Raw genomic sequence first — 26,539 nt, 5'->3', positions numbered from 1 at the left:
CTCCCCCTCGCCCCCGTCCTCGCCGTGGGGCCCGCCCGGAGTGCCCACCGGGGCCGGACGGGTGTACGAGGTGGGCCGGAGGAGGCGACAGCGGAGGGACCGGATGACAGCGATGCGGCCCGATCCCGTCGAGCCCACCTCCGGCCCGGTCCCGCACGTCGCGTCCACGGCCTCCACCGCGGACACCGAGCGTGCCCGCCGGTTCCGCCCCGAGCTGCAGGGCCTGCGGGCGCTCGCGGTCGTCCTCGTCGTCGCCTACCACGTCTGGTTCGGACGGGTGTCCGGCGGCGTCGACGTCTTCTTCGTGATCTCCGGCTTCCTGATCACCGGGCAGCTCTTCCGGTCCGCGGCCCGCGGCAAGCTCCGCTTCCGCCCGATGTGGGCGCGCCAGGCCGCGCGGCTGCTGCCCGCGGCCTTCACGGTGCTGCTCGCCTGCGCGGTCGCGGGCGCCCTGCTGCTCCCCGAGGCCCGCTGGCAGCAGACGCTGCACGAGCTCTTCGCCTCGGCGGTGTTCCTGGAGAACTGGCAGCTCGCCGCCGACTCGGTCGACTACGCGGCCCAGCACAACACGCAGAGCGTGGTCCAGCACTTCTGGTCGCTGTCGATCCAGGTGCAGTTCTACATCGTCTGGCCGCTGCTGATCGCGTTGGTCGCGCTGGTCGCCGGGCAGGCCCGGGAGCGGTTGCGCGCGCACCTGCTGCTCACGCTGAGCGGCCTGTTCGCCGCCTCGCTGACCTTCTCCGTCGCGCTCACGATCACCAACCAGCCCCTGGCCTACTTCCACTCGCTCACACGGGTGTGGGAGTTCGCCCTCGGCGGCCTGCTGGCGCTCACGATCGACGCGATCGCGCTGCCCCGGCGCTGGCGGATCGCGCTCGGCTGGATCGGCGTCGTCGGGCTGGTCGCCTGTGGCGCGCTGCTGCGGGTCGACGCCGTGTTCCCCGGCGTCGCGGCGCTGTGGCCGACCGGCGCGGCGTGCCTGGTGCTGATCGCGGGGATGACCGGCAGCCGGATCGGGGCGGACCGGATCCTGGCCTCGCGGCCGGTGAAGTACCTGGGTGACCTGAGCTACGCGCTGTACCTGTGGCACTGGCCGGTGCTGATCTTCTTCCTGGTCGTCCGCAACCAGGAGACGGTCGGGGTGCGCGGCGGCCTGGCGATCATCGCGGTGTCGGTCGCGCTCGCGGTGCTCACCCATCACGTCGTCGAGGAGCCCATCCGGCGGGGGCCGCTCACGGATCGCGCCCGGTGGCGGGGCGCGGCGGCCGGCCTCGCGCTGGTCCTGCTCGCCGGGGGCGTCTGGCAGTTCGAGGCCGCCCAGCGGGCGAACGAGACCGCCACCGTCGGCGACTCCCGCCATCCCGGGGCCATGGCCGTGCACGCGGGCGCGATCGACGACGTCGACCCGTCCGTCGAGCTGATCCCGCCGATGGTCTCGGCGCCCGACGACTTCTACCGATTCCCCGGCTGGGCGTGCGCACCGATGACCCACTACCCGACGTCCGAGGCGTGCACGATGCCCCTCCCCGATCCCGCGGTCCCGCCCGCCAAGCGGATCGTGGTCGTCGGGGACTCGCACTCCCAGCAGTACAGCGCCGCGCTGGCCCCGGTCGCGCAGCGGAACAACTGGGAGCTGGTGGACATGCTCAAGGGGGCCTGCCCCTTCTCCACCGCGTCCGAGGTCGACCCGGCCAACCAGGACTGCGTGAACTGGAACGCCGCGGTGGTCGACGAGATCGCCGACCTGCACCCCGACGCCGTGTTCACCCTCGCCAGCCGGGACGTCCGCGCCGGCCTCACCGAGGTCACCCCGCCCGGCTTCGTCGCCGCCTGGCAGCGGATGAACGAGCTCGGCATCCCGGTCATCGCCGTCCGGGACAACCCGCGCTTCGACCCGTCCTTCAGCCCGCCGGACTGCCTGCAACAGCGCGGTCGCGGCGCCCCGGAGTGCGGCCAGCCGCGCGCCGACGTCTACGGCCCGATCCCGCCGTACCAGGTGGCCCCGGACGTCCCGCCGAACGTGACCTTCCTGGACTTCTCCGACCACCTGTGCAACGCCGCGCTGTGCCCCGCCGAGATCGGCAACGTGCTGGTGTACATGGACTTCAACCACGTCTCGGCCACGTACATGACCTCGCTCGCCCCGGTCGTGGAGGAGCGGCTGCACCAGACCCTGGGCTGGTAGCGCCCCTACTCCACCGGCCGGGCCCGCCGGCCGTGCACGGCCACGACCTGCCCCCGGCGCAGCTGGGCGCCGCGGCGGGTCTCCGTGCGGCCGTCGACCATGACCTCGCCGGCCTCGACGAGCTCCCGGGCGTGGACACCGTCCTCGGCGAGACCGGAGAGCTTGAGGAACTGCCCGAGCCGGATCGGCTCGGTCGCTATCGGGACGTCCTGGATCGGCGTGACTGCCATGCCGGCGATCCTCGCACCCGGATGTTTCGTCGCGGACCTTCCCAACTGAGTGAACGTTCGTTTAGCCTACGAACGTGACCTTCGCCAACCGCGTGACCCAGCTGCTGGGCGTCGACGTCCCGATCCTGCAGGCCCCGATGGGCTACATCGCCAAACCACGGCTCGTCGCCGCGGTGTCCGAGGCCGGCGCGATGGGCCTGGTCCCCGGCTCGCTCGGGATCGAGGAGGTGCGCGCGGACATCCGCCGCACCCGCGAGCTCACCGACAAGCCCTTCGGCGTGAACCTGCCGCTGGCGTTCGTGAAGGACCCGGCGATCGTCGACATGATCGTCGAGGAGGGCATCGGGTTCGTCACGACCTCCGCGGGCTCCCCCACCGCCCACACCCCGCGGCTGAAGGAGGCGGGCCTGACCGTCTTCCACGTCGTCCCGTCGTTGCGCGGCGCGCAGAAGGCGATCGAAGCCGGCGTCGACGGACTGGTCGTCGAGGGCAGTGAGGGCGCCGGGTTCAAGGCGCCGCGCGAGGTGTCGTCGATGGTGCTGCTCCCGCTGGTCGCGGCGCAGGTCGGGGTGCCGATCGTGGCCGCGGGCGGGATCGCCGACGGCCGGTCGATGGCCGCCGCGTTCGCCCTCGGCGCCGAGGGCGTGCAGATGGGCACGCGGATGGTTGCCACCGAGGAGTCCCCGGTGCACCAGAACATGAAGGACGCCGTGGTGGCGGCCGCCGAGACCGACACCATGCTGATCAACAAGCACAACGGCAAGCAGGTCCGCGTGCTGCGCACCGCGACCACCGCGCCGTTCGAGATCACGACCGAGGGCGACCCGATGGCCCTGCTCGGCAACATCCACGGGCTCTACCGCGACGGCGACCTCACCGCGAGCCTCGCCCAGCTGGGCCAGGTCGCGGGCCGGATCGGCCGGGTCGAGCCCGTCGCGGAGATCATCCGGCGGACGGTGGCGGAGTTCGAGGAGACCCTCGGCGGGCTGGCCAAGCGGTATCTCGAGGACGCCTGACCGGCCGCGGGTCGCCCGCGGGCGCGGTCTCCGGCAGCCGGCGCTCCACGACCCGGGGCAGCCGGTCGACGAAGAGCAGATAGCCCCCGGTCGTGGTGGCGGCGAAGCAGGTCAGCTCCACGACGGCGATCAGGCTGTCGCTGATCCAGCCGATCATGCACAGGTGCAGCAGGAGCCCGAGCGCGATCGCGACCGGACGCGTCCGCCGGAACCACAGCGCCACGGCGACGAACAGCTCGGTCGCGACCGCGCCCACCGCCATCGGCACGAGGACGGGCAGGACCAGCAGGAACCGCGGCGCGAGGGCCGAGTGGATCCCCCACGACGCGAGCCCGTTGCCGGAGAGGAAGTCGAGGCTGAGCTTCCCGAGGGCGGCGTAGACGTAGACGATCGTGACCTGGGCGCGCATCAGGTACACGGGCGGCGCCCACACGCCGTCCGCGTATCGGCGCGGACGCAGGGCGAGGCCGGCGTCGCACCGCGTGAAGGAGATCAGGATCGACATCGTGGCCAGCAGGTACGCGCCGTTGCCGTAGTAGCCCGCGCCCCACATCAGGACGAACACACAGATCCCGACGGTCGCGGCAGCCGGCCGGGCACGGTCGCCCAGCACGACGAGCACGGCGGCGGCCAGCATCACCAGCCCGACGACCGTCCAGACCGGCGTCGGCAGCGCGGGCAGGAACGGGTAGAGCGGGTGCGGGCGGTTGCCCAGGTAGGGGTTGGCGGTGAGGGCCAGCGCGCGCACCACCGCGACCAGCCCCAGCACGATCCGGTAGGCGGCGAGCGGGCGGCCCGGCACGGTCTCGGGGATCATCCGCACGGCTGCACGCTCTCGAGGTCGGCGTCGTAGAACCGGGTCACCGAGGTCAGCTCCGGGTGCAGGGCGCACAGCCGCTGCGGCGTCTGCGGTCCGTAGTGGATCGCCGACCACGGCCGCCCGACCTCGGCCGGGTCGAGCGGGACCTGCGCCTCGTCGCCGGTCAGGCCGACGTAGCGGTAGTCGGTCGACGACTCGACGAACATGCTCCAGGCGTAGTGCCGCGGCGTCGACGTGGTCGCCAGCGACACGGCCGGGACCACGATCTCCAGGGCCAGCACCCCCACCAGCAGCCGGGACGCCAGCGCTCGGTTCATCCGGCCGACCGTAGTGCGGCACTTCACCCGATCGGGCCGGGTCGCGGCCGGGCTGCGATCGGCGGTGGGCGATCCGCGCCGATCCGCCCTTCTGGTGCGGTCGACGTCGTTCCGTCGACCCTGTCCGGTCCATCCCGTCCGGACAGGCTCGACGCAGCCCGGTCGACGCAGCCCGGTCGACGCCGTGGCGTCCCGTCCGGCGCTCAGCTCAGCGGCGCAGGTACCGCAGCGCCCGCTCGGCGGCATGCGCCCCGCACATCCCGTGCGCCCCCGCGCCGGGCGGGGTCGCGGCCGAGCAGAGGTACATGCCCGGCACACCGACGTCGTACGGGGTGGCCGTCGGGCGCGGCCCGACCAGCAGCCGAACCGCCCGCGTCGACCCGCCGACGATGTCGCCGCCCACGAAGTTCGGGTTGGACCGGGCCAGCTCCGTGGTGGTCCGCACCGCCGTCCCCACGATCCGGTCGCGGAAGCCCGGCGCGAACCGCTCGACCTGCGCGACGATCGCCTCCGTGGCGTCGCCCGCGAACGCGTGCGGGACGTGCGCGTAGGCCCAGACCGGGTGCACCTCCCCCACAGACCGGCCCGGGTCGGCCAGGTACTGCTGCCCGACCAGCACGAACGGCCGCTCCGGCAGCCGACCGGCGTGGATCGCCCGCTCCCCGGCCGCGACCTCCTCCAGCGTCCCGCCCAGGTGCACCGTCCCGGCACGCGCGGCCTCCGGGTTCCGCCAGGGCACCCCGCCCTGCACCGCGAAGTCGACCTTGAACGCCCCCGGTCCGTGCCGGTACCGCCGGTACGCCCGGGCGACCCGGCCGGGTAGCCGGTCGCCCAGGATGTCCGCGACGGCAACCGGAGCCAGGTCGAACAGCACGACGTCGGCCGCGGGCAGCTGCCGGGCGGCGGTCACCCGGACCCCCGTCTCGATCCGTCCGCCGTGCTCGGTCAGCACCGCGGCGAGCGCGTCGGAGATCGCGCGCGAGCCGCCGGCCGCGACGGCCCAGCCGTGCCGGTGCCCCGCGGTGAGGATCCCCAGCCCGATCGCCGAGGTCAGAGGCCGCTCCAGCGGGTGGAAGGCGTGCGCGGCGACGCCGGCGAACAGCGCCCGGGCCTGTGGGGTGGCGAAGGCACGGGCCAGGACGGTCGCGGGCAGCAGCGTGGGCACGCCGAACCGGGCGAGGTCGAGCGGGTGCGACGGGACCCGCAGCAGCGGCCCGAGGACGTCCTCGGCCAGGGAGTCGTAGCGGGCGACCGGCAGGCCGAGCAGCGCGGACCAGCGCCGACCGTCGCGCCCCAGGCCCCGCGCGGTCTCCTCGACCGAGCGGAGCAGCACCCCGGCCGTGCCGTCGTCGAGCGGGTGCACGCAGTCGATCTCCGGCCACCGCCACTGCAGGCCGTGCTCCTCGAGCCGCAGGTCCTGCAGGGCGGGCGAGCCGACGGCCATCGGGTGCACCGCCGAGCAGTGGTCGTGCCGCAGCCCGGGCACGATCGCCTCGCTCGTGCGGGTGCCGCCGCCGATCTCCGGTGCCGCCTCGATGACGGTGACCTCGACGCCCGCGCGCGCCAGCAGCGCCGCCGCGGTGAGGCCGTTGGGACCGCTGCCGACCACGACCGCGCTGCTCACGGCCGCGACCCTAACGACCGCCCCGGACCCCGTTGACGGGCCGGGGCCGCGTGGCGCACCGTCGGAGCATGGCTGCACCGACGACGACGTCCGCCCCCACCTCCCCCTCCGACTCCGACCCCGCCGCCGGAGGGATGCCCTCCTTCGAGCCCACCCAGAAGGGCATCGCCCTGCCGCGGCCGCCCGAGTTCGCGACCGTCGAGGAGGAGCGGCTGCACCGCAAGCAGCAGCTCGCCGGCGCGTTCCGGATCTTCGGCCGGTTCGGGTTCGGGGAGGGCGTCGCCGGCCACATCACCGTGCGCGACCCGGAGCACGAGGACATGTTCTGGGTGAATCCCTTCGGCATGTCCTTCCGGCACATCCGCGTCTCCGACCTGATCCTGGTCGACCACACCGGGGCCGTGCGGTACGGGAACAAGCCGGTGAACCGGGCCGGGTTCGTGATCCACTCGGCCGTCCACCGGGCCCGCCCGGACGTCGTCGCGGCCTGCCACGCGCACTCCGTGTACGGCAAGGCCTGGTCCTCGCTCGGCCGGCCGCTCGACCCGATCACCCAGGACGCCTGCGCGCTCTACGAGAACCACACGGTGGTCACCGAGGGGGCCGGCGCCGTCGTCGTGGACGAGGAGGCGGGCCGGCTGCTCGCGAAGGGCCTCGGCGACAACGCCATGTGCTTCCACCGCAACCACGGGATCTTCACCGTCGGGCACACCGTCGCCGAGGCGGCGTGGTGGTTCGTGAGCACCGAGCGCAACTGCCAGGCCCAGCTGCTGGCCGAGGCCGCCGGGACGCCGACGTTGGTCGACCCGGCGAACGCGCGCTTCACCCGCGAGCAGACCGGCGGGCACTACGCCGGGTGGTTCGCCTTCCAGCCGCTCTGGGACGAGATCGTCCGGACCGACCCCGACCTGTTCGACTGACGTCCCCACCACGGCGGGGGACCCCGGCGCGCGCCGGGTTCCCCGTCGGGGCGTGACCTTCCACCCGGTGACTCAATCAAGCGGTTGATTTAGAGTGGGGCGACCGAGCCCGACCGCCCACCACCGGAAGGACCGCTCCGTGACCCTCTCCGACCCCGGCACCGGCGAGCTGCACTACCCGCTGCCCGCCCCGGACCCGCTCGACCCGCCGAAGGAGTGGGCCGAGCTGCGCGACCGCTGTCCCGTCGCCAGGGTGACCCTGCCCAGCGGCGACCACGCCCAGCTGCTCACCCGCTACGACGACGTCAAGCAGGTCCTCTCCGATCCGCGCTTCCCCCGTGTCGGCGGCGGACAGGGCGCCCGGATCTCCGACTCCGGAGGCGTGTTCGACAGCGACATGGCGAGCGTGCTGCCGCAGAGCGGCCCGGCGCACCAGCAGTGGCGGCGGCTGGTCATGCGCTGGTTCACGGCCAGGCGGATGACCGCGCTGCGGCCCCGGATCGAGGCGATGGCCGATTCGCTGATCGACGACATGGTCGCCCAGGGCGCGCCCGCGGACCTCAAGGCCGCGCTCGGCTTCCCGCTGCCGGTCTGGGTCATCTGCACGATGCTCGGCGTGCCGGACTCCGACCGCGACAAGTTCTCCTACTGGTCGGACACGCTGCTCAACCTCACCCGGTACACCCGGGAGGAGATCGTCGCGGCGCAGACCGAGTTCCTGGGCTACATGCAGGTCCACGTCCGCGCCAAGCGCGAGCAGCCCGGCGACGACCTGCTCAGCGAGCTGACCACCGAGCCCATGGCGGACGGCACCCTGCTCACCGACGCCCAGCTCGTCGCCACCGGGCAGGGCCTGCTCGTCGCCGGGCACGAGACCACCGCGAACATGATCAGCAAGATGGTCGCGATGCTGCTCGCGGACCGCGGCCGCTGGGAGCAGCTGCTGGCCGACCCGTCCCTGGTGCGCACCGCCGTCGAGGAGGCGCTGCGCTTCGACGCCAACCCGGGCATCGGCATGCCCCGCTACATCGCGGAGGACGTCGAGCTCACGAGCGGCGCGCTGCCCGCCGGGACCACGGTCATGTGCAGCATGGGCGCCGCGAACCGCGACGCCGGCGCGTTCGCGGGCGCCGAGGAGATGGACCTGACCCGCTCGCCGAACCCGCACCTGAGCTTCGGCTCCGGCCCGCACTCCTGCCTCGGCCAGGCGCTCGCCCGCACCGAGCTGCAGGTCACCCTCGAGGTGCTGCTGCGCCGGCTGCCCGGGCTCGACCTCGCCGTGCCGGTCGACGAGCTGCAGCGGGTCGAGGGCCTGGCCGTCGGCGGGCTCCGTGAGCTGCCGGTGCGCTGGTGACCCGGTGACGCGGTCGTGACGTCACCGCGCGCGAGCCGCGCCGAGGCCACCCGGGCGCTCATCCTCGACGCCGCCGAGCGGCTCTTCGCCGAGCGCGGCGTGCTGGCGGTGTCGAACCGGCAGATCGGCGAGGCGGCCGGGCAGGGCAACACCGCCGTCGTCGGGTACCACTTCGGCGCCAAGGAAGACCTGGTCCGGGCCGTGGTGCGCCGGCACACCTCGCGGATCGAGGGACTGCGGGCCGAGGCCCTCGCCGCCACCGAGGGGTCGTCGGAGGTCCGGGCGTGGGTCGGCTGCCTGGTGCGCCCGCTGACCGGGCACCTCGACGCCGTCGGCCCGCCGACCTGGTTCGCGCGGTTCCACGCCCAGCTCACGACCGAGCCGGCCTACCGCGAGATCGTCACGCAGGAGTCGCTGGGGTCGCCGGCGCTGCTCGCGACCGTCGACGGGCTCAACCGGTGCCTGCCGGACCTGCCCGCCGCGGTCCGCCTCGAGCGCGGGGACATGACCCGCCTGCTGATGGTGCACGTGTGCGCCGAACGGGAGCGCGCCCTCGCCGAGGGCACCCCCACACCCCGGACCACCTGGGACGCGACCGCCACCGGCCTGGTCGACGCGATCGTCGGCCTCTGGCTCGCTCCGGCCGCGCCCACCCCCACGAGAGGAGACCGAGCATGAAGGTGACCGTCGACGAGGACCGCTGCTGCGGCGCCGGGCAGTGCGTGATGCTCGCGCCGGACGTGTTCGACCAGCGCGAGGACGACGGGATCGTGGTGCTGCTCGAGGCCGAGCCCGACGCCGCCCTGCACGGCGCGGTCCGCGAGGCCGCCGACGTCTGCCCCGCCGCCGCGATCACGGTGCACGAGGACTCCTGACGTCGGCCGGTTGACCGGCACCGACGTCCCGGACGAGCATTCGGCGTGGACGGCGACCGCACCGTCCACGCCGGGCGCGAGGAGGTCGGCGAATGGCCGTCTGGGACGTCGCGGCCCGGCCCGAACGCGAGCAGTTCGGGTACTGGCACGAGGTCATCTGCCGCGCCTTCGTGCCCCTGACCCCGCGGCGCGCCGACGCCGCCGGCCCGGGCTTCGCCGCCCGCGTCGAAACGCGGCCACTGCAGCAGGTGATGCGCGCGCACATCGCCTCGCAGCCGCAGGCGACCCTGCACGGGCCGGCCGAGGTCGCCCGCACCGACGGGGCCTTCTACTTCCTGAACCTGCAGGTCGCGGGCCGGTGCCGGGTCCGGCAGGCCGGGGCCGACGCGGTGGTCGGACCGGGTGAGTTCACGGTCGTCGACACCACCGAGCCCTACCGGTTCGACTTCGACGAGCCCTGGCGGATGGTCTCCTACCGCCTCCCCCACGATCTGCTCGACGGCCGCGGCCTGCGGTCCCGGCTCGGCGGGCGCTGGGACGGCCGCGGCGCCGGCGGTGTGGTGAGCGCGATGATCGGCGCCCTCTGGGAGGTCGAGGACGCCGGTCCGCTCGCCGCCGCCGAGCTGGAGCACGCCCTCGCGTCGGCCGTCCCGGCCGCGGCGGCCCCGGGGCCGCAGGCGCCGCCCGGCGCGCTGCTGCGGAGCGCCGTCCTGCGCCACGTCCACGGCAGGCTGGGCGATCCCGCATTGTCCGTGGCCTCCGTCTGCCGCCGGTTCGCGATATCGCCCCGCACCCTGCACGCCGCGTTCGCCGGCGGCGAGGAGACCTTCGCCGCCACCGTCCGGCGACTTCGCCTCGAGCGCGCGGCCGTCCTGCTCGCCGACCCTGCCGACACCCGGACCGTCACCGAGATCGGCGCCTCGGTGGGATTCCTCGACCCGGCCTCGTTCAGCCGGGCGTTCCGCCGCACCCACGGCTGCGCGCCGACCGAGCTCCGCGGGTCTGCACGAACTGCACAGGTGCCGCGCACGGGCTGACGAGACCACCGGCACGCGCGCCGGGAGCCTGGGGCTCCGCGCCGGACGTCGTCCGGTACCGATGACGGAGGTCCCGGTGCCCGTCTCCTTCTCCCTCTCCCTCGAGCAGGTCGCGCTCAAGCGCGGCGCGCGGGAGTTCGCCGAGGCGAACCTGCGCGACCTGGCCGAGGCCGTCCGCGCCGAGCCCGACCCGGTCCGCCGGGCGATGCTGGCCCGGCCCGCGTTCGAGAAGGCGGTCGCCGCCGGCTTCCTGAAGGGCCTGATCCCGGTGCCCTTCGGGGGCGCCGCCGGCGGCGGTGTCGACGCGGCGATCCTCATCGAGGAATGGGCCGCCCACAGCCCGGACTTCGTGATCTCGATGGCCGGGCCGCTGATCGCGCTCGCGCCCGTCTACGAGGTCGGCTCGTCCGAGCAGGTGGCGCGTCTCGTGGCGCCCTTCCTCGCCGCCTCCGGTGCACCGGTGGCCGCGATGGCCTACTCGGAGCCCGGCGGCAGCGCCAACTTCGACGCGCCGCCACCCGCCGAGGGCACCCGCACCACCGCGGTCCACGACGGGGACCACTATGTGATCAACGGGCGCAAGGCGTGGGCGTCGCACCTGCCGGGCTGGGACGGCGACGGCCCCGACCTCATGACGATCGTCTGCCGGGCGCCGGGCGGGGTGTCGCTGCTCGTCGCCGAGCGGGAGCAGCTGGCGGGCCACGTCGAGGTGGAGGAGTACCACGACCTGCCGGCCCTGCGCGGCTGCCTCACCGCGACGGTCCGGCTCGTCGACGTCCGGGTGCCCCGGACGAACCTGCTCGGCCGCGAGGGCCAGGGGGTACAGCTGTGCCGCAACGCCTTCGTCGGCAGCGGGGCCTCGATCGGGATCTTCGCCGTCGCGGCGATGCGCCGGGCCTTCGAGGTGGCCCTCCGGTTCGCCACCACCGAGAAGCGTGGCGGCGCGGTGCCGATCGTCGGGCACCAGGCGGTCGCGGACGTCCTCGCCGACGCCAAGGGCCGGATCGAGGCCGTCCGGCTGCTGTCCTGGCGGGCCCTCGACGCCGCGCTCGCCGGGGATCCGCACGGCCCGGAGTGGGCGCTGCACGCCAAGGTGTTCGGGTCGGAGACCGCCGTCGCGGTGATCACCGACCTCGTGAAGGTCGTGGGCGTGTCGGCCTACGACACGGCGTTCCCGCTGCTCCGGTACCTGAACGAGGCCCTCGCGTACCCGGTGATCGAGGGGTCCAACGTGGGCGTGCGTCGCCGGCAGCTGCAGGCGCTGCTCCGCACCCCCGGCTACGACCCGCTCGCGGCGTCGGGCATGGCCTAGCGGGACGGGGTCAGGCCGCGTGCGCCGGTCTCAGAGTGCGACACGTTCTTGATTGGTTCCAGAACGTGCGCCAGACTCCGCCCCGTGCCGACGACCGAGGACTCCGAGCGCCTGTCGCGCGGGTTCGCCCTGCTCGTGACGCGGCCCCGCGTGGCGGTCGGCGACTGCCGTCACCACGTGGCGATCCACGAGGCCGAGGTCGTCTCCCGGGGTCTCTGTCCCCCCTGCTCCACCGCACCGAGTACCTGAGCCCACCACACTCCCCCGAACGCAGGAGGATCGCAGTGTCGCTGTCCGACGACCACACCACGGTCGAGAAGCAGATGCAGACGGACGGGGCCGGCGGCTGTCCCGTGCACGCCGGCCGCCTCGGGCACCCCACCGAGGGTGCGAGCAACACCGACTGGTGGCCCGACCAGCTGAACCTGAAGATCCTGCGCAAGCACCCGGCCGTCGCCAACCCGATGGGCGCGGACTTCGACTACGCCGCGGAGTTCGCGACCGTCGACCTCGACGAGCTGGCCTGGGACGTCGACGCCGTCCTCACCGACTCGAAGGACTGGTGGCCGGCCGACTTCGGGAACTACGGCCCGTTCATGATCCGCATGGCGTGGCACAGCGCGGGCACCTACCGCGTGGACGACGGGCGCGGCGGGGCGGGCGCGGGCATGCAGCGCTTCGCGCCGCTCAACAGCTGGCCGGACAACGGCAACCTGGACAAGGCGCGCCGCCTGCTCTGGCCGGTCAAGAAGAAGTGGGGCAGGAAGGTCTCCTGGGCCGACCTCCTCGTCTTCACGGGCAACCGCGCCCTGGAGACCATGGGCCTGAAGACCTTCGGCTTCGCCGGCGGCCGCGCGGACGTGTGGGAGCCGGACGAGGACGTCTACTGGGGCCCGGAGCGGACCTGGCTCGGCGACGAGCGCTACACCGGTGACCGCGAGCTGGAGAAGCCGCTCGGCGCGGTCCAGATGGGTCTGATCTACGTCAACCCGGAGGGCCCGAACGCCAACCCGGACCCGGTCGCCGCGGCCCGCGACATCCGCGAGACCTTCGGCCGGATGGCGATGAACGACGAGGAGACCGTCGCGCTCATCGCCGGCGGCCACACCTTCGGCAAGACCCACGGTGCGGCGAACCCGGACGTCGACGACAACGTCGGGCCGGAGCCCGAGGGCGCGCCGATCGAGCAGCAGGGCCTGGGCTGGAAGCAGGGCTTCGGCACGGGCAAGGGGCGCGACACCATCACGTCGGGCCTCGAGGTCACCTGGACCTCCACGCCGACACAGTGGGGCAACGGCTTCTTCGACAACCTGTTCGGCTACGAGTACGAGGTCACCAAGAGCCCGGCCGGCGCGTGGCAGTGGGTGGCGAAGGACGGCTCCGGGGACAACAGGATCCCGGACCCGGAGACCGGCGAGCTCGACCGGCCGGTCACGATGCTGACCACGGACCTCGCGCTGCGCATGGACCCGATCTACGAGCCGATCTCGCGCCGGTTCCACGAGAACCCGGCGGAGTTCGCCGACGCGTTCGCCCGCGCCTGGTACAAGCTGACCCACCGCGACATGGGCCCGATCCAGCGCTACCTCGGACCGCTGGTGCCGCAGGAGGAGCTGCTCTGGCAGGACCCGGTGCCCGCCCGCGGCGACTACACCCTGTCCGACGAGGACGTCACCGCCCTCAAGGCACAGATCCTCGGCACGGGCCTGTCGGTGGCGCAGCTGGTGTCGGCCTCGTGGGCCGCGGCCTCGTCGTTCCGCAGCAGCGACAAGCGCGGCGGCGCGAACGGCGGTCGGCTCCGGCTCGAGCCGCAGCGCGGCTGGGAGGTCAACGACCCGGACGAGCTCGCCCAGGTGATCCGGGCGCTGGAGGGCGTCCAGGCGTCGTTCGGGAAGCAGGTCTCCTTCGCCGACCTGGTCGTGCTGGCCGGTGCCGCCGCGATCGAGAAGGCCGCGAAGGACGCCGGCACCCCGGTCGAGGTGCCGTTCACCCCGGGCCGGACCGACGCGACCCAGGAGCAGACGGACGTCGACTCCTTCGCGTACCTCGAGCCGACCGCGGACGGCTTCCGCAACCACCGCGGCAAGGGGCACCGCCTCCCCGGCGAGTACCTGCTCGTCGACCGGGCGAACCTGCTGGGCCTGAGCGCGCCGGAGATGACCGTCCTGGTCGGCGGCCTGCGGGTGCTGGGCGCGAACACCGGCGGCTCGAAGGCCGGTGTGCTCACCGACGCGCCCGGCACGCTGACCAACGACTTCTTCACGAACCTGCTCGACATGGACGTCGAGTGGAGGTCGGTGGCGGGCGACGACGACCTGTTCGAGGCCCATGACCGTGCCACCGGCGAGGTGAGGTGGACCGGCACCCGGGTCGACCTGGTCTTCGGCTCCAACTCCGAGCTGCGGGCGCTGGCCGAGGTCTACGCGAGCGACGACGCCCGGGAGAAGTTCGTGCGGGACTTCGTCGCGGCGTGGGTCAAGGTCGCGAACGCCGACCGGTACGACCTGGTCTGATCCCGCGGACCGCGGGGCGCTTTGAGCGCCGCTGACCCGAAAGGGCCCTCGGGACGTCGTCCCGGGGGCCCTTTCGTCTGCTGACGCACGGGTGCGCCGGTGCCTACAGTGGGACCTCCCTGGCTGCGCTCAACGACGAGTGGTCTCCTGATGAACGACGTACACCGGCTCGGCCCCACGGCGGCGACCCCCTACCGGGACACCGTGCTCGCGGCGTGGGAGCGGTTCGTGGAGGGCGAGGACAACGTCCCCGGGGTCCGCCCGGAGGTGGTGGTGTCCTGGCACCGCTGCCGGGAGCAGTACCGCGTCGACCCGCACCTGCAGGCCGCGCCGGTCGCCGTCGAGCAGATCGACCACACGCTCGAGCACGACGTCGTGTTCACCGAGCTGGGCGGCCTGGCAGCTTCCGTGGCCCAGGACGTCGACAACCTCAGCGGCATCGTCACCGTCGCCGACGCGACCGGGCGGATCCTCGCCGCGTGGGGGAACCACACCACGCTGGGCCGGGCGTCGGACGCCAACCTGGCGCCCTGGTTCTGCTGGTCGGAGTGCGCGGCGGGCACGAACGGCATGGGCACGGCGCTGGAGGGACACGGCCCGGTCCTGGTCCGCGGCGCCGAGCACTGGTGCCGGGCCTTCCACAACTGGGTCTGCGCCGGCATCGCGGTGCGCGACGTCGTGACCCGGGCCCCGATCGCCGTCCTCAACATCTCCTGCTGGCGCACCGCCCTGCCCGACGCGACGGGCGCCTGGCTCTCGCAGGCGGTCGCCACGACGCGACGCACGCTGCGCAGCCGCGCCCGGGACAGCGGGACCGCGCTGGTCGCGGCGTTCACACAGGCCCGTGCCCGGCCGGGTGCCGCGCTCGCCGCGATGGACACGGCGGGCAAGGTGGTGATCGCCGACGAGACGGCGAGCGTGCTCATGGGCGTCCCCGCCGCCACCCCGGCGATCGACCCGACGGTGCGCTGGAACCCTGGGCTGCCCGACCTGATCGGCATCGCGCGCTACGCCGACCGGCAGGCGGCGCACAACCCGGACTGGGTGGGTGCCACGCAGGTCTTCACCCACCTCGCCGAGGAACCCACGCCGGTCAGCGTCCGCCCGGTGTTCGTCTCAGGCCGGCTGGTGGGGAGCCTGCTGGCGTTCGGCAGCGTCGACGGGGAGTCGCTGGGAGAGCTCGAGGCGCCGGCCCGGCCGCGGGTGCCGCAGGGCACAAGGCGGCGGCTCGTCGCCCTGCGCGAGAACCGCCTGGTGCTGCTGCGGCCGGCGGAGGTCTGCCTCGCCGAGGCCGACGGCAACGACGTCTGGCTCTCGACCGACGAGGGGCGCCTGCGGGCCGCCTCCGCCGGCCTCGACCGGCTCGACGAGGAGCTCGCCGACGCCGGCTTCCTGCGGGTCCACCGCCGGTACGTGGTGAATCTCGACCGTGTCCGGGAGGTCGAGCGCGGCGACAAGGGCGAGCTGTCGCTGATCCTCGACGACCGCGCGGGCGTCCGGGTGCCGGTGTCGCGGCGCAACGCGCCCGGGGTGCGGCGGGCCCTCGGGATCTGACCCGGATCGGCGATCTTCCGGCGGCACCGGATCGCGGGGGAACGGTAGCTCCGGCCGAACGAACGGTGCTCCGTACCGCGAGCCGGTACCTGACCTTGCCGCTTCTCCTGTGACCGGCGTAACGTTTTGCCTCTCCGGCGAACGAATTCGGGGCGGGGTCGATCGCGAATGGCGACCGCCGTTCCCGGCGATCGTCGTGCACAATTCCGGACGGCTTTCGAGACGACCGACAGCGACCGATGCCCGTGACACCGGGCCGGTCGTCGCGCACCGGTTCGACGGGGCGTGACACCGATCCCGGACCGGCGGGCCGCCGGGCGCGCGAGGCGGACGACACGCGGACAGGCGCCAACCAGGAGGCGAAGCCGATGACGACCAGTAGCGCCCAGGATCGGGCGGAACTGCTGCACAAGCTGGGGCTGGACACCCAGAACAAAGGCCCCATCGGACGTGTCATCACGACCGGCAACATCGAACAGGCCAAGGAGCACGAAGACGGCACGATGCACGTCCGCCTCCGGATCAACCCGGACGAGATCGCGTGGGACCCCGCCGTCATCGTCATGCCGCACGGCGGCGACCTCGAGATCGAGATCTTCAACGACGATCTGAACACGCACTGCGCGCTGTTCCCCAGCAATGGGGACCGGAAGTTCATCTGGTTGGTGAACCATTCCCGCGGGCGGGCGAAGCTCAATCTCGACGGCCCCGGCTACTACTGGTTCAGCTCGCCCACCGGAAACGACGAGGGCCGCGGGCTGACCGGCGCCATCGTCGTCCTGGGCGACGTCCCGCCCGAGGCCCGCCTCGACCGACCCGAACAGCCGCGGCCGTAGGAAGGAGCAGACCATGACCGTCGAGTACGTCGACGCCGGCGAGGCCATCGACCAGGGCGATCTGAGCGGCAAGCACGGCACGGCACCGCCGGTCGTCGAGAACGTGACGTACGAGCGCATCCTCGACGCCCGCTCGGAGCCGCAGAACTGGCTCACCTACTACGGCGCCTACAACGGCCAGCGGTTCAGCCCGCTCGACCAGATCAACACCGAGAACGTCAAGGGCATCGGCCCCGCCTGGATCTTCCAGTCCGGGACGAGCGGCATGATCGCCGGCGCGTCGACATACGCCTTCGAGGCCAGCCCGCTCGTCGTCGACGGGATCATGTACGTCTCCGGCTGGGACGGCTGGGTGTGGGCCCTCGACGCGAAGACGGGCACCGAGATCTGGCGGTACAAGCACGCCACCCCGTTCGACATCTCGCTGTGCTGCGGGAACGTGAACCGCGGCGTCGCCGTGGCGAAGGGGAAGGTCTTCTCGGTCACCCCGAACGCGCACGTGATCGCGCTCGACGCGGCCACCGGAAAGAAGATCTGGGACAAGACGTACGGCGACGTCCGAGCCGGCGAGAGCGCGACGGTCGCCCCGCTGGTCGTGAAGAACATGGTCGTCGTCGGCAGCTCCGGCGGCGAGTTCGGCGTCCGCGGCCACCTGGACGCGTTCGACCTCGACAGCGGCGAGCACGTCTGGCGCTGCTACATGGTCCCGAAGCCGGGTGAGCCCGGTTCCGAGACCTGGCCTTCCGACGGCCAGGCGTGGGCCCGGGGCGGGGCGAACTGCTGGCTGACCGGCACCTTCGACCCCGAGACGAACCTGCTGTACATCGGCACGGGCAACCCGGCACCGGACTTCGACGGCGAGGTCCGCGAGGGCGACAACCTCTTCACCGACAGCATCGTCGCCGTCGACGCGGACAGCGGGCAGATCCGCTGGCACTACCAGTGCACCCCGCACGACGTCTGGGACTACGACAGCATCTCCGAGTGCATCCTGTTCGAGTCGGAGGGGCGCAAGCTGCTCGGGCACTTCGACAAGAACGGCTACTTCTTCGTCGTCGACCGCACGAACGGTGAGCTGGTCCAGATCACGCCGTTCGTGGACCGGATCGACTGGGGCAACATCACCCGCGACGGCAAGGTGACGCCCGCGCGGTACCCCGACAAGGAGGGTGACCCGGTCCACTTCTACCCGGGCCCTGCCGGCGCCAAGGAGTGGACGCACGCGGCCTACAGCCCGGAGACCGAGCTGTTCTACGTCCCGATCCAGGACGTGGGCGCCACGGCCACCCGGCGCCGCCGCGAGTTCAAGGAGAGCATCCCCTACTGGGGCGCGGGCGTTCAGGTCGACATCGAGGACATGACGGGCTACGTCAGTGCCTTCGACGCGAACGGCGAGGAGAAGTGGCGCTGGCGCAACAACCTGCCGATGTGCGCGTCGGTGCTGGCCACGGCCGGCAATCTGGTGTTCGCCGGCACGCCCTCGGGCGAGTTCAACGCGCTCGACGCCCGCACCGGTGAGCTGCTCTGGCAGTTCCAGTGCGGCAGCGGCCACCACAGCAGCCCGACCACCTACTCGGTCGACGGCCGGCAGTTCGTCGTCGTGCCGGTCGGGTGGGGCGGCTGGGCCGAGGGCTTCCTGCCCGGCATGCTCGGCGCCGGTCACGGCAGCGCGCTGATCGCCTTCGCCCTGCCGGAGGGGACCCCGTCCCGGTAGTACCCGTGCCGTTCCTGTGCCGCACATCGGGCGCAGAGGGGAGGTGAATCCATGGAGTCCCAGCTCATCACGTGGGAGCCACCGGAGTTCGACGAGATCGGCGTCGCTCCCGAGGTGACGATGTACGTCGCCCGGAGGGAGGGCTGACCGAATCGCGAGAGGTGGGCCGGGCCACCCCGCGCACCTCACCGTCCGTGGGGGTGTGGTGCCGGATGTGGCTGCGGGTGCTCGGAGCGGCCGCGGGCGGCGGGTTCCCGCAGTGGAACTGCGACTGCCCGGGGTGCCGGGCGGTGCGCGCGGGCTCCCGGCCGTGCCTGCCCCGCACGCAGTCGTCGGTCGCGGTGAGCGTGGACCGCAGCTCGTGGTTCCTGCTCAACGCCTCGCCCGACGTCCGCGCGCAGATCGAGGCCTTCCCCGCCCTGCACCCACAGCCGGGCCGGGCGACCCCGGTGCGGGCCGTGCTGCTCACGGACGCCGAGCTGGACCACACGCTCGGACTGCTGCTCCTGCGCGAGGCGCGGGCGCTGGAGCTGCACGCCACGGCCGCGGTGCGCGAGACGTTGTGCGAGGGGTCCGCGCTGCTGCGGACGCTCGAGCGCTACTGCGCGGTCGACTGGCGCCCCGTCGTCCCGGGTGTCGACGTCACGCTCGGCGAGGGGCTCTCCTACCGCGCCTTCGACGTCCCGACGAGGAAGGCCGCGCGGTTCGGGCCGGGGCGGGCCGAGGGACGGGTCGTCGGGTACCGGCTGACCGACACCCGCAGCGGCCGGGCCGCGGTGTACCTGCCCGGCGTGCAGGAGCTCACCGCGGAGGTGCACGCACAGCTGCGGGACTGCGCCTGCCTGCTCCTCGACGGCACGTGCTGGAGCGACGACGAGATGGCTCGGCTCGGGCTGGCGTCGAAGACCGCACGCGACATGGGGCACGTCCCGATGGACGGCCCCGGCGGCAGCCTGGAGCAGGTCGCGGCGCTACCCGTCGCGCGGACGATCTACGTCCACCTGAACAACACCAACCCCGTGCTGCTGGAGGACTCCCCGGAGCGCCGGGCCGTCGAGCGGCGCGGGGTGGAGATCGCCACGGACGGCCTCGAGGTGGAGGTCTAGGGGGTGCCATGACGGCCACGACCGACAGGACCGGTGCCGACACGACCGGGACCACGCAGGGCTTCGTCGACGCGCTGCGGGCGCGGTCGCAGCGCTACCACGACCAGCACCCGTTCCACGTGCGGATGAACGCGGGCCTGCTGACCCCCGCGCAGATCCGGGGCTGGGTGGCCAACCGCTTCTACTACCAGGAGAACATCCCCCGCAAGGACGCGGCGATCCTGGCCAACTGCCCCGACCTCGACGTCCGGCGGCGGTGGATCCGGCGCATCGTCGACCACGACGGCACGACGGGCACCGAGGGCGGCATCGAGGCCTGGCTGCGCCTCGGCGAGGCCGCGGGGCTGCCCCGCGAGGAGGTCCTCGACCACCGGCACCTCGTCCCCGGGGTGCGGTTCGCCGTCGACGCCTACGTGACCTTCGCCCGCACACAGCCCTGGGTGGACGCCGTGGCGTCGTCGCTCACCGAGCTCTTCGCGCCCGACCTGATGGCCGAGCGGCTCGCCGCGTTCGAGCGGTACTACCCCTGGATCGACCGGGACGGCCTGACCTACTTCCGGAACCGGCTGCACCAGGCGCCGCGGGACTCGGAGCACGCCCTGGAGGTCGTGGTCGAGCGCTGCCGCACGGCCGAGGAGCAGGAGCGGGCGGTGGCCGCGCTGACGTTCAAGTGCGACGTGCTCTGGAGCCTCATGGACGCCGTCGACCGGGCCTACCCGGAGTGATGCCGATGAGCTCGCCCGAGTCCGCCGTGGCCGACGCGGTGTCCGTGTCCGGGCGCCCCCGGCTGGCACGGCACGTCCGGCTGACCTTCGACCCCTCGCGGGAGCGGCACGTCCTGCTGCGCCCGGAGTGCGTGGTCGTCCTGAACCGCACGGGGGCGGACGTCCTCGAGCTGTGCGACGGCCGTCGGACGGTCGCGGGGATCGTCGCGGAGCTGCGGGGCCGCTACGCCCGCGTGGCCGAGGCCGACGTGCAGGGTTTCCTCGCCGGTCTCGTCGACCGGCGGTGCGTGGTGATCGAGCCGGAGGAGACCGACGGGGTCGACCGGCGGTGCGTGGTGACCGACCCGGAGGCGACATGAACAAGCCCTTCGGGCTGCTGGCCGAGCTCACCTACCGCTGCCCGCTCGCCTGCCCGTACTGCTCCAACCCGCTCGACCTCGCCGGCTACCGGGACGAGCTGGACACCGCGGAATGGCTCCGGGTCCTCGCCGAGGCCCGGGACCTCGGCGTCCTGCAGTGTCACCTCTCCGGCGGCGAACCGCTGCTGCGGCGCGATCTGGTGGAGCTCGTCCGGCACGCGACCGGACTGGGCCTCTACACCAACCTGGTGACCAGCGCCGTCGGGCTGTCCCGCCGCCGCGCGGAGGAGCTGCATGAGGCCGGCCTCGACCACGTGCAGATCAGCATCCAGGCCGACGAGCCCGGCGCGTCGGACCGGATCGCGGGGACGCCGTCGTTCGCGCGCAAGATCGAGGCCGCGCGGATCGTGAAGGAGCTGGGCTGGCCGCTCACGGTCAACGTCGTGCTGCACCGGCAGAACATCGACGGGCTCGCCGCCATCGTCGGGCTGGCCGAGGAGCTGCGCGCCGACCGCGTCGAGCTGGCCAACACCCAGTACTACGGGTGGGCCCTGCGCAACCGCGCCGCACTGCTGCCCACCGCGGAGCAGCTCGACCGGGCCGAGGAGGTCGTGCAGGCGGCGGCCGCGCGGCTGGCCGGCCGGATGGACGTCGTCTACGTGCTCCCGGACTACTACGAGCGCTACCCGAAGCCCTGCATGGGCGGCTGGGCCGCGCGGCAGCTCACCGTGGCCCCCAACGGCGACGCCCTGCCGTGCCCCACCGCGCAGACGCTGCCGCTCCCCCGCGCGAACGTCCGGGAGAACTCCCTGGAGTGGATCTGGACGGAGTCGCCGCTGTTCGAGCGGTTCCGCGGCACCGCCTGGATGCCGGAACCCTGCCGGAGCTGCGACCGGCGCGAGATCGACTTCGGCGGCTGCCGCTGCCAGGCGTTCCAGCTCACCGGCGACGCCGCCCGCACCGATCCCGTCTGCCACCTCTCACCCGACCACGAGATCGTCGAGGACCTCGTGCGGGCCGCCAACTCCGGAGCGCGGCCACGGGTGGAGGCGCTGGTCCCGCGCCCGCACCGGGCGGGGTCGGCGTGAGGACCGCCACGGACCGGCCCCGGCACCCGGAGGCCGACCAGGCCGAGCTGGCGTACCGCATCGGGTGCGACGCCGCCGTGCTCCAGCTCGAGTGCACCTATGCCGACGCCCCGGAGCCGCTCTGCCACGAGCTGCTGCCCTGGTTCCTGGCCGCGGTGCGCCGCCTCCGGGGGCCCGGGCTCCCCGTCGACGCCCTGTGCGGGCTCGCCGTGGAATGGCGACGGCGGCGCGCGGCCTACTTCTCCGACGCCGACTGGGCCGACGTCCGCCTCGTGCCGCCGTTCGACCGGCCGGCGCCGTCGGTGTGGTGGCGACTGCGCCGCGGACGGGAGCCGGTGCCGCCCCGGCCGTGAACCGGGCCCGACATGGCGAAGGCCCCCAGGCGGATAGCCTGGGGGCCTTCGACGTGGTAGCGGGGGCAGGATTCGAACCTGCGACCTCTGGGTTATGAGCCCAGCGAGCTACCGAGCTGCTCCACCCCGCGTCGCTGTGGTCTGCCCTTCCGGGCTTCGCACTGCTGTCTTGCTGTTGTGCCCAGAACATTACACGCTCGCGAACGGGGCGTGCACGGGGGGTCGGTTTCCGCCCCGGGCCATCTGACCTGCGACGATGCCGCGCCGCGAGCGGCGCCGGGACGTTTGCGCCGGTCAGCGGGCCGGGCACGGGATCCGGTAAGCCTGCTCACACCCGGACCGCACCCCCACCCGTCGGGATCCGGCCCGAGAACGCCGACGGGCGGCCCCGGGATCCGGGGCCGCCCGCCTGCGGCTCTGCTGGCCTCAGCCGCCCGGTGAGGGGGCCGGGTTGGCCGGCGGGGCGGGCGCGGCGCTCTGCGCCGCCTGGAACTTCTTGACGGCCGCGTCGAGCGCCGAGAGCGCCTGACCCTGGGCCGTGAAGTCGCCCGACTGTTGTGCGGCCTTGAGCTGGGCGAGGGCCGAGGAGATCTCGTTCGCCGCGGAGGCCAGCGCGGGGCTGGTCCCGGTACTCGGGGTGGGCGACGCCGCCGGCGCCTGTGGCGTGGTCCCCTGGCTCGGTGTCGTGGCCGCGGCCGCGGCACCCGCGCCCGCACCGAACACCTGGTCGAGCGCGGTCGAGAGGTTCGCGTCGTACCCGACCCGACCACCGAAGCTCACGAGCACGCGCGCGAGCTGCGGATAGGACGAGTCCTGTCCCGCCCGTTCGATGTACACGGGTTCGACGTAGAGCAGCCCGCCGGCCACCGGCAACGTCAGCAGGTTCCCGTAGTCGATCGTGGTCTGGTTCTGTCTCAGCAGGTTCAGCTCGGACGACACGTTCGGCGAGCCGAGGAACTGCGCCTGGACCTGTTGTGGCCCGAGTGTCTGTGTGTCGGCGGGCAACTGCAACACGGTGATCTTGCCGTAGCTGTCCGGTTCCGAGCTCGCCGACATGTACGAGGCCATGAACTGGCGTCGCAGGCTCACCAGGGCACTCGTGAGCTGGAAGCTCGCACCGTTCTGCCCCGGCAGGCCCGTGAGCATGTAGTACGGCGGCTGGGCGTCCTGCGAGGCGCCGGTGTTGCCCTGGACCGTCGGGTCGGACGGGACGTCCCAGAACGAGACCGTGGAGAAGAACTCGCCCGGGTTGTCGACGTGGTAGCGGGTCAGCAGCTCACGCTGGACCTTGAACTGGTCCTCCGGGTACCGGAAGTGCTGCCGCAGCTGGTCGCTGATGTCCGACATCGGCTTGACCGTGCCCGGGAACGCCTTCATCCAGGTCTTGAGGACCGGGTCCTGCTCGTCGAAGGCGTAGAGCGTGACGGTGCCGTCGTAGGCGTCGACGGTCGCCTTCACGGAGTTGCGCAGGTAACTGATGGTGTCGTTGGGCAGGCGCTGGCCCTGCAGGCCGAGCTGGCTGTCCTGCGTGGTGTCGCCCAGCGGCACCTGCTCCGCGTACGGGTAGTTCCGCAACGTGGTGTAGCCGTCGACGATCCACTGGATCCGGCCGTCGATCACCGCGGGGTACGGGTCGTTGTCGACGGTCAGCCACGGGGCGGCCTTCTCGACGCGGTCCCGCGGGTCGCGGTTGTACATGATCTTGGAGTTGTCGTTGATCGAGCTGTTGAACAGGATGTTCCGCTCGCCGTAGTACAGCGAGAAGACCAGCCGGTTGAACAGGTTGCCGAGCGAGACGCCGCCCTTGCCGGTGTAGGTGTACTGCGCCGTGTCGGTGTCGTACTCGCGCGGTGCGGCGCCCTGCTCGGCGCCCACGATCGAGTAGTCCGTGATCAGCTCGCCGTAGTAGGTGCGCGGCTCGGAGACCGGGATCGTGCCCTCGGTCGTGGTGTCGCTGACGGTGAACTTCGGCAGACCGCCCTGGCCGCCGGTGTCCTCCAGCGCGGCGTTGACCTGGTTGGCCGGCGCGGCGACGAAGCCGTTGCCGTGCGTGTAGACGAGGTGCCGGTTGATCCAGTCCTGCTGGTTGCCGACGAGCGCGTTGGAGTCGAGCTCGCGGGCCGCGACCACGTAGTCCTGCTTCTGCCCGTTGACCGTGTAGCGGTCGATGTCGAGCTTCTCGGGGAAGCCGTAGAAGTTCCGCCGCTGCTGGAGCTGGGTGAAGGTCTTGTTGAGCTTGCCCGGGTCGAGCAGGCGGATGTTCGGGATCGTGTTCGTGTCCGCCCGGACCTGCGCCGACGTGGCGGTGGACGTGCCCGAGTAGGGCTCGATCGTGACCTTGTCGTCCGTGAGCCCGAAGGCCTGCCGGGTGGCGGCGATGTTCCGCTCGATCGAGGGGGCCTCACGCTCGTTCGCGTTCGGCGCGACCACGAACTGCTGCAGCACGGCGGGCCACGCCGCGCCGACCAGCACGCTCGACAGCACCAGCAGCACCACCGCGATGGCCGGGAGCTGCAGGTTCCGGCGGAAGACCGCCGCGAAGAACGCCGCGGCGCAGATGATCGAGATGACCAGCAGGATGATCTTCGCCGGCATCACGGCGTTGAGGTCCGTGTAGGTGGCGCCGAAGAAGTTCTGGTTCCGGTCGGAGTAGAGCAGCTCGTACCGGTCGAGGTAGTACGCGACCGCCTTGAGCAGCACGAAGATGCCGGCGAGGATCGCCAGCTGCGCCCGTGCGGCCGCGGAGACCTGGCCGGAGCGGCCGGCGAGCCGGATCCCGCCGAAGACGTAGTTCGCGATGAGCGCGACCACGAAGCAGATCGCGACGGTGACGAACAGCCAGTCCAGCAACAGCCGGATGAACGGCAGGGTGAAGGCGTAGAAGCCGATGTCGTTGCCGAACTCGGGATCGGTCTGCCCGAACGGCGTGCCGTTCAGGAACATCTGCGTGGTCTGCCAGTCGCCCTGCGCGGCCAGGCCCGCGATGATCCCGACGATCACCGGGATGCCGATCCCGAACAGCCGCAGGCGCGAGATGATCACGGTGCGGTACCGGGCGATCGGGTCCTCCGGCCCGTTGACCGGCACGAAGACCGGGCGGAACCGGTAGGCGAGCCACAGCGTGAGCCAGACCGCGCCGCCGAGCAGCAGCCCGCCGATCACGAACTGGATGGCTCGGGTGGCGATCACGGTGCCCAGCACGCCGCGGTAGCCGGTCTCTCCGTACCAGAGCCAGTCGACGTAGAAGTCGATCAGCCGGGACCCGCCCAGCAGCACGACCACCAGGACCGCGGCCGCGATCAGCAGTATCCGCGTACGGCGGGACAACGACGGCGCTCCCGCCGGGGGCCGCATGGCCACGGCAACTCCTCGAGGGTCGGTTCTGGTGCGTCAACTCTACGGACGGGGTGTGGAGTTCCCGTGTGTCCCGTGTGCTCGCACTCTTCGTACGGTTCGTCCGTTCCGCGTCCGCTCGCGGCCGACCGTACCGCGTTCCCACGACAGCACGGATCCGCCCAGCTCAGCCGCGCTCACGGGGTGCTCACGGGGTGCACGCGGGGGCCTGGCCGCCGGCGTCGAGCGTCTCCAGGGCGTCGACGGCGGAGGCGAGCGTGGTGACCCGGACCAGGCGCAGTCCGTCGGGTGCGTTCTGCAGGGCCTCGGCGCAGTTGTCGCTCGGCACGAGGAAGGTGACCGCGCCCGCGTCGCGTGCCGCCCGCATCTTGAAGGGGATGCCGCCGATCGGCCCGACCGTCCCGTCCGCGGTGATGGTGCCGGTGCCCGCGACGAACTGGCCGCCGTTGAGCTCGCCCGGCGTCAGCTTGTCGACGACGGCGAGCGCGAACATCAGCCCGGCCGACGGCCCGCCGATGTCGCCGAGGCTGATCGTGATCGCGCCCGCCGCGGGCTGCACGCCCAGGCGGACACCGAGCATGCCCTGGTCCCGGTCGGGGTTGGAGCCGAGCGTGATGGTGGCGTCCTGCTGGGCCTCGCCGCGCCGGTAGGTGACGACGACCGGCTCGCCGGGCCGCGTGCCGTTCAGCGCGTCGGCCACGGCCTGCGGGGTCGCGACCGGGGTCCCGCGCACCGACACGATCGTGTCCCCCTGCTGCAGCACACCCTCCGCCGGCGAGCCCGCCACCACGTCGGCCACGGTCGCCCGGGTCGGCAGCTTCAGCTCGGCGAGCGCGGCGAGCTCGGCGTTCGTCTCCGACGCCGCGAACTGCTCCGCGTTCTCCTTGTCGACCTCCTCGGTCGACCGCCCCGGCGGGAACACGGTGTCCCGCGGCACCAGCCGCCGGTCCGGCGCCAGCCAGAACCCGAGCGCCTGCAGGCCGGTCACGCCGTCGTTGACCGAGACGGTGGTCATGTTGAGGTGCCCCGTGGTGGGGAAGGTCGGCGCCCCGGCGACGGCGACGACCTGCGTCCCGTCCACGGCGCCCAGCGTGTCGTAGGTCGGTCCGGGCCCCAGCGCGACGAAGGGCACGCGGACGACCGTCCCGACGCCCACCACCACCATCACGAGGAGCACCGCGGCGACCAGCGTCGACGTCCGGCGGCTCACGAGGTGCGAACCTACGCCGCAGCCCTCGGGGTCCGCG

Annotated in this window: 25 protein-coding genes and 1 tRNA gene; 19 read left to right on the top strand and 7 right to left on the bottom strand. The window is 72.8% G+C overall.

Annotation, left to right across the window (positions count from 1 at the left end):
- Positions 1 to 103 precede the first annotated feature (103 nt).
- Positions 104 to 2,185, top strand: a complete 2,082-nt coding sequence (locus LWC33_RS04750; protein ID WP_233302973.1) for an acyltransferase family protein — start codon at positions 104 to 106, stop codon at positions 2,183 to 2,185.
- 5 nt (positions 2,186 to 2,190) lie between these two features.
- Here the strand turns inward: LWC33_RS04750 and LWC33_RS04745 are convergent, their stop codons facing one another.
- Entirely contained in the window at positions 2,191 to 2,415 is a 225-nt protein-coding gene (locus LWC33_RS04745) for an RNA-binding S4 domain-containing protein (RefSeq protein WP_233302972.1), read from the bottom strand.
- A 74-nt stretch (positions 2,416 to 2,489) separates the two neighbouring features.
- Here LWC33_RS04745 and LWC33_RS04740 point away from each other — a divergent pair, with 74 nt between their 5' ends.
- Positions 2,490 to 3,431 carry an NAD(P)H-dependent flavin oxidoreductase gene (locus tag LWC33_RS04740; protein ID WP_233302971.1) on the top strand — a complete coding sequence of 314 codons (942 nt, stop codon included), beginning with the start codon at positions 2,490 to 2,492 and terminating at the stop codon, positions 3,429 to 3,431.
- Here LWC33_RS04740 and LWC33_RS04735 read toward each other — a convergent pair.
- From LWC33_RS04735 to LWC33_RS04725, 3 genes are all read right to left on the bottom strand, one after another.
- A complete protein-coding gene (locus tag LWC33_RS04735) occupies positions 3,358 to 4,248 on the bottom strand; it encodes an HTTM domain-containing protein (protein ID WP_233303118.1) in 891 nt (296 codons plus the stop codon). The two genes, LWC33_RS04740 and LWC33_RS04735, sit on opposite strands and share 74 nt — an antisense overlap.
- Complete coding sequence (locus tag LWC33_RS04730) at positions 4,245 to 4,568, bottom strand: hypothetical protein (RefSeq protein WP_233302970.1); 324 nt, start codon at positions 4,566 to 4,568, stop codon at positions 4,245 to 4,247. Before LWC33_RS04730 ends, LWC33_RS04735 begins: the two co-directional genes overlap by 4 nt.
- A gap of 208 nt (positions 4,569 to 4,776) precedes the next feature.
- On the bottom strand, positions 4,777 to 6,192 hold the full coding sequence (locus LWC33_RS04725) for a phytoene desaturase family protein (protein WP_233302969.1): 1,416 nt from the start codon (positions 6,190 to 6,192) through the stop codon (positions 4,777 to 4,779).
- A 68-nt stretch (positions 6,193 to 6,260) separates the two neighbouring features.
- Between LWC33_RS04725 and LWC33_RS04720 the strand changes: the two genes are divergently transcribed.
- The 17 genes from LWC33_RS04720 (at position 6,261) to LWC33_RS04640 (ending at position 21,938) form a co-directional block, all read left to right on the top strand.
- Positions 6,261 to 7,112, top strand: a complete 852-nt coding sequence (locus LWC33_RS04720; protein WP_372476549.1) for a class II aldolase/adducin family protein — start codon at positions 6,261 to 6,263, stop codon at positions 7,110 to 7,112.
- Between the two features lie 139 nt (positions 7,113 to 7,251).
- Positions 7,252 to 8,466 carry a cytochrome P450 gene (locus tag LWC33_RS04715; protein WP_233302968.1) on the top strand — a complete coding sequence of 405 codons (1,215 nt, stop codon included), beginning with the start codon at positions 7,252 to 7,254 and terminating at the stop codon, positions 8,464 to 8,466.
- A 15-nt stretch (positions 8,467 to 8,481) separates the two neighbouring features.
- Entirely contained in the window at positions 8,482 to 9,144 is a 663-nt protein-coding gene (locus LWC33_RS04710) for a TetR/AcrR family transcriptional regulator (protein WP_233302967.1), read from the top strand.
- A complete protein-coding gene (locus tag LWC33_RS04705) occupies positions 9,141 to 9,341 on the top strand; it encodes a ferredoxin (RefSeq protein WP_233302966.1) in 201 nt (66 codons plus the stop codon). Before LWC33_RS04710 ends, LWC33_RS04705 begins: the two co-directional genes overlap by 4 nt.
- Positions 9,342 to 9,433: 92 nt before the next feature.
- Entirely contained in the window at positions 9,434 to 10,378 is a 945-nt protein-coding gene (locus LWC33_RS04700) for an AraC family transcriptional regulator (RefSeq protein WP_233302965.1), read from the top strand.
- A gap of 76 nt (positions 10,379 to 10,454) precedes the next feature.
- Positions 10,455 to 11,690: an acyl-CoA dehydrogenase family protein gene (locus tag LWC33_RS04695; RefSeq protein ID WP_233302964.1), complete on the top strand. Its 1,236-nt coding sequence runs from the start codon at positions 10,455 to 10,457 to the stop codon at positions 11,688 to 11,690.
- Positions 11,691 to 11,774: 84 nt separating this feature from the next.
- Positions 11,775 to 11,939: a hypothetical protein gene (locus LWC33_RS04690; RefSeq protein ID WP_233302963.1), complete on the top strand. Its 165-nt coding sequence runs from the start codon at positions 11,775 to 11,777 to the stop codon at positions 11,937 to 11,939.
- Between the two features lie 74 nt (positions 11,940 to 12,013).
- Positions 12,014 to 14,203: a catalase/peroxidase HPI gene (gene katG, locus LWC33_RS04685; protein WP_233303116.1), complete on the top strand. Its 2,190-nt coding sequence runs from the start codon at positions 12,014 to 12,016 to the stop codon at positions 14,201 to 14,203.
- A gap of 150 nt (positions 14,204 to 14,353) precedes the next feature.
- The gene (locus LWC33_RS04680) at positions 14,354 to 15,757 is read left to right on the top strand and encodes a DNA-binding protein (protein ID WP_233302962.1); all 1,404 of its coding nucleotides are present in this window, start codon (positions 14,354 to 14,356) and stop codon (positions 15,755 to 15,757) included.
- Positions 15,758 to 15,996: 239 nt separating this feature from the next.
- Positions 15,997 to 16,593 (top strand): MSMEG_3727 family PQQ-associated protein, encoded by a 597-nt coding sequence (locus LWC33_RS04675; protein WP_308190907.1) that lies wholly within the window; start codon positions 15,997 to 15,999, stop codon positions 16,591 to 16,593.
- Positions 16,594 to 16,606: 13 nt separating this feature from the next.
- Positions 16,607 to 18,307 carry a PQQ-dependent dehydrogenase, methanol/ethanol family gene (locus LWC33_RS04670; RefSeq protein ID WP_233302961.1) on the top strand — a complete coding sequence of 567 codons (1,701 nt, stop codon included), beginning with the start codon at positions 16,607 to 16,609 and terminating at the stop codon, positions 18,305 to 18,307.
- A gap of 51 nt (positions 18,308 to 18,358) precedes the next feature.
- Positions 18,359 to 18,454 carry a pyrroloquinoline quinone precursor peptide PqqA gene (pqqA, locus tag LWC33_RS04665; protein ID WP_233302960.1) on the top strand — a complete coding sequence of 32 codons (96 nt, stop codon included), beginning with the start codon at positions 18,359 to 18,361 and terminating at the stop codon, positions 18,452 to 18,454.
- Between the two features lie 47 nt (positions 18,455 to 18,501).
- A complete protein-coding gene (gene pqqB / locus LWC33_RS04660) occupies positions 18,502 to 19,413 on the top strand; it encodes a pyrroloquinoline quinone biosynthesis protein PqqB (protein ID WP_233302959.1) in 912 nt (303 codons plus the stop codon).
- Positions 19,414 to 19,421: 8 nt separating this feature from the next.
- Positions 19,422 to 20,138, top strand: a complete 717-nt coding sequence (gene pqqC, locus LWC33_RS04655; protein WP_233302958.1) for a pyrroloquinoline-quinone synthase PqqC — start codon at positions 19,422 to 19,424, stop codon at positions 20,136 to 20,138.
- 5 nt (positions 20,139 to 20,143) lie between these two features.
- Positions 20,144 to 20,497 (top strand): pyrroloquinoline quinone biosynthesis peptide chaperone PqqD, encoded by a 354-nt coding sequence (pqqD, locus tag LWC33_RS04650; RefSeq protein WP_233302957.1) that lies wholly within the window; start codon positions 20,144 to 20,146, stop codon positions 20,495 to 20,497.
- Entirely contained in the window at positions 20,494 to 21,585 is a 1,092-nt protein-coding gene (pqqE, locus tag LWC33_RS04645) for a pyrroloquinoline quinone biosynthesis protein PqqE (protein ID WP_233302956.1), read from the top strand. The genes pqqD and pqqE overlap by 4 nt, the downstream gene beginning before the upstream one ends.
- Entirely contained in the window at positions 21,582 to 21,938 is a 357-nt protein-coding gene (locus LWC33_RS04640) for a hypothetical protein (RefSeq protein WP_233302955.1), read from the top strand. Before pqqE ends, LWC33_RS04640 begins: the two co-directional genes overlap by 4 nt.
- 54 nt (positions 21,939 to 21,992) lie before the next feature.
- Here the strand turns inward: LWC33_RS04640 and LWC33_RS04635 are convergent.
- The 3 genes from LWC33_RS04635 to LWC33_RS04625 form a co-directional block, all read right to left on the bottom strand.
- Positions 21,993 to 22,069: transfer RNA gene (locus LWC33_RS04635), tRNA-Met, on the bottom strand.
- Positions 22,070 to 22,364: 295 nt separating this feature from the next.
- Positions 22,365 to 25,298, bottom strand: coding sequence for a UPF0182 family protein (locus LWC33_RS04630; protein WP_233302954.1), 2,934 nt, complete (start codon positions 25,296 to 25,298; stop codon positions 22,365 to 22,367).
- Between the two features lie 181 nt (positions 25,299 to 25,479).
- Positions 25,480 to 26,502 (bottom strand): YlbL family protein, encoded by a 1,023-nt coding sequence (locus LWC33_RS04625; RefSeq protein WP_233302953.1) that lies wholly within the window; start codon positions 26,500 to 26,502, stop codon positions 25,480 to 25,482.
- Between the last annotated feature and the right edge of the window lie 37 nt (positions 26,503 to 26,539).

It is taken from the genome of Pseudonocardia terrae, from assembly GCF_021343995.1.
In the GTDB taxonomy this organism is placed as follows: domain Bacteria; phylum Actinomycetota; class Actinomycetes; order Mycobacteriales; family Pseudonocardiaceae; genus Pseudonocardia; species Pseudonocardia terrae.
This window is presented reverse-complemented; position numbering and strand designations above follow the sequence as displayed.

What these genes read in the sequence shown, in the direction of transcription:
- LWC33_RS04745 (WP_233302972.1), bottom strand. Translation starts at nt 2,415, where the DNA reads ATGGCAGTCACGCCGATCCAGGACGTCCCGATAGCGACCGAGCCGATC.
- LWC33_RS04750 (WP_233302973.1), top strand. Translation starts at nt 104, where the DNA reads ATGACAGCGATGCGGCCCGATCCCGTCGAGCCCACCTCCGGCCCGGTC.
- pqqA (WP_233302960.1), top strand. Translation starts at nt 18,359, where the DNA reads ATGGAGTCCCAGCTCATCACGTGGGAGCCACCGGAGTTCGACGAGATC.
- pqqE (WP_233302956.1), top strand. Translation starts at nt 20,494, where the DNA reads ATGAACAAGCCCTTCGGGCTGCTGGCCGAGCTCACCTACCGCTGCCCG.
- pqqC (WP_233302958.1), top strand. Translation starts at nt 19,422, where the DNA reads ATGACGGCCACGACCGACAGGACCGGTGCCGACACGACCGGGACCACG.
- LWC33_RS04735 (WP_233303118.1), bottom strand. Translation starts at nt 4,248, where the DNA reads ATGATCCCCGAGACCGTGCCGGGCCGCCCGCTCGCCGCCTACCGGATC.
- katG (WP_233303116.1), top strand. Translation starts at nt 12,014, where the DNA reads ATGCAGACGGACGGGGCCGGCGGCTGTCCCGTGCACGCCGGCCGCCTC.
- LWC33_RS04705 (WP_233302966.1), top strand. Translation starts at nt 9,141, where the DNA reads ATGAAGGTGACCGTCGACGAGGACCGCTGCTGCGGCGCCGGGCAGTGC.
- LWC33_RS04720 (WP_372476549.1), top strand. Translation starts at nt 6,261, where the DNA reads ATGGCTGCACCGACGACGACGTCCGCCCCCACCTCCCCCTCCGACTCC.
- LWC33_RS04670 (WP_233302961.1), top strand. Translation starts at nt 16,607, where the DNA reads ATGACCGTCGAGTACGTCGACGCCGGCGAGGCCATCGACCAGGGCGAT.
- LWC33_RS04700 (WP_233302965.1), top strand. Translation starts at nt 9,434, where the DNA reads ATGGCCGTCTGGGACGTCGCGGCCCGGCCCGAACGCGAGCAGTTCGGG.
- LWC33_RS04680 (WP_233302962.1), top strand. Translation starts at nt 14,354, where the DNA reads ATGAACGACGTACACCGGCTCGGCCCCACGGCGGCGACCCCCTACCGG.
- LWC33_RS04730 (WP_233302970.1), bottom strand. Translation starts at nt 4,568, where the DNA reads ATGAACCGAGCGCTGGCGTCCCGGCTGCTGGTGGGGGTGCTGGCCCTG.
- LWC33_RS04675 (WP_308190907.1), top strand. Translation starts at nt 15,997, where the DNA reads ATGCCCGTGACACCGGGCCGGTCGTCGCGCACCGGTTCGACGGGGCGT.
- pqqD (WP_233302957.1), top strand. Translation starts at nt 20,144, where the DNA reads ATGAGCTCGCCCGAGTCCGCCGTGGCCGACGCGGTGTCCGTGTCCGGG.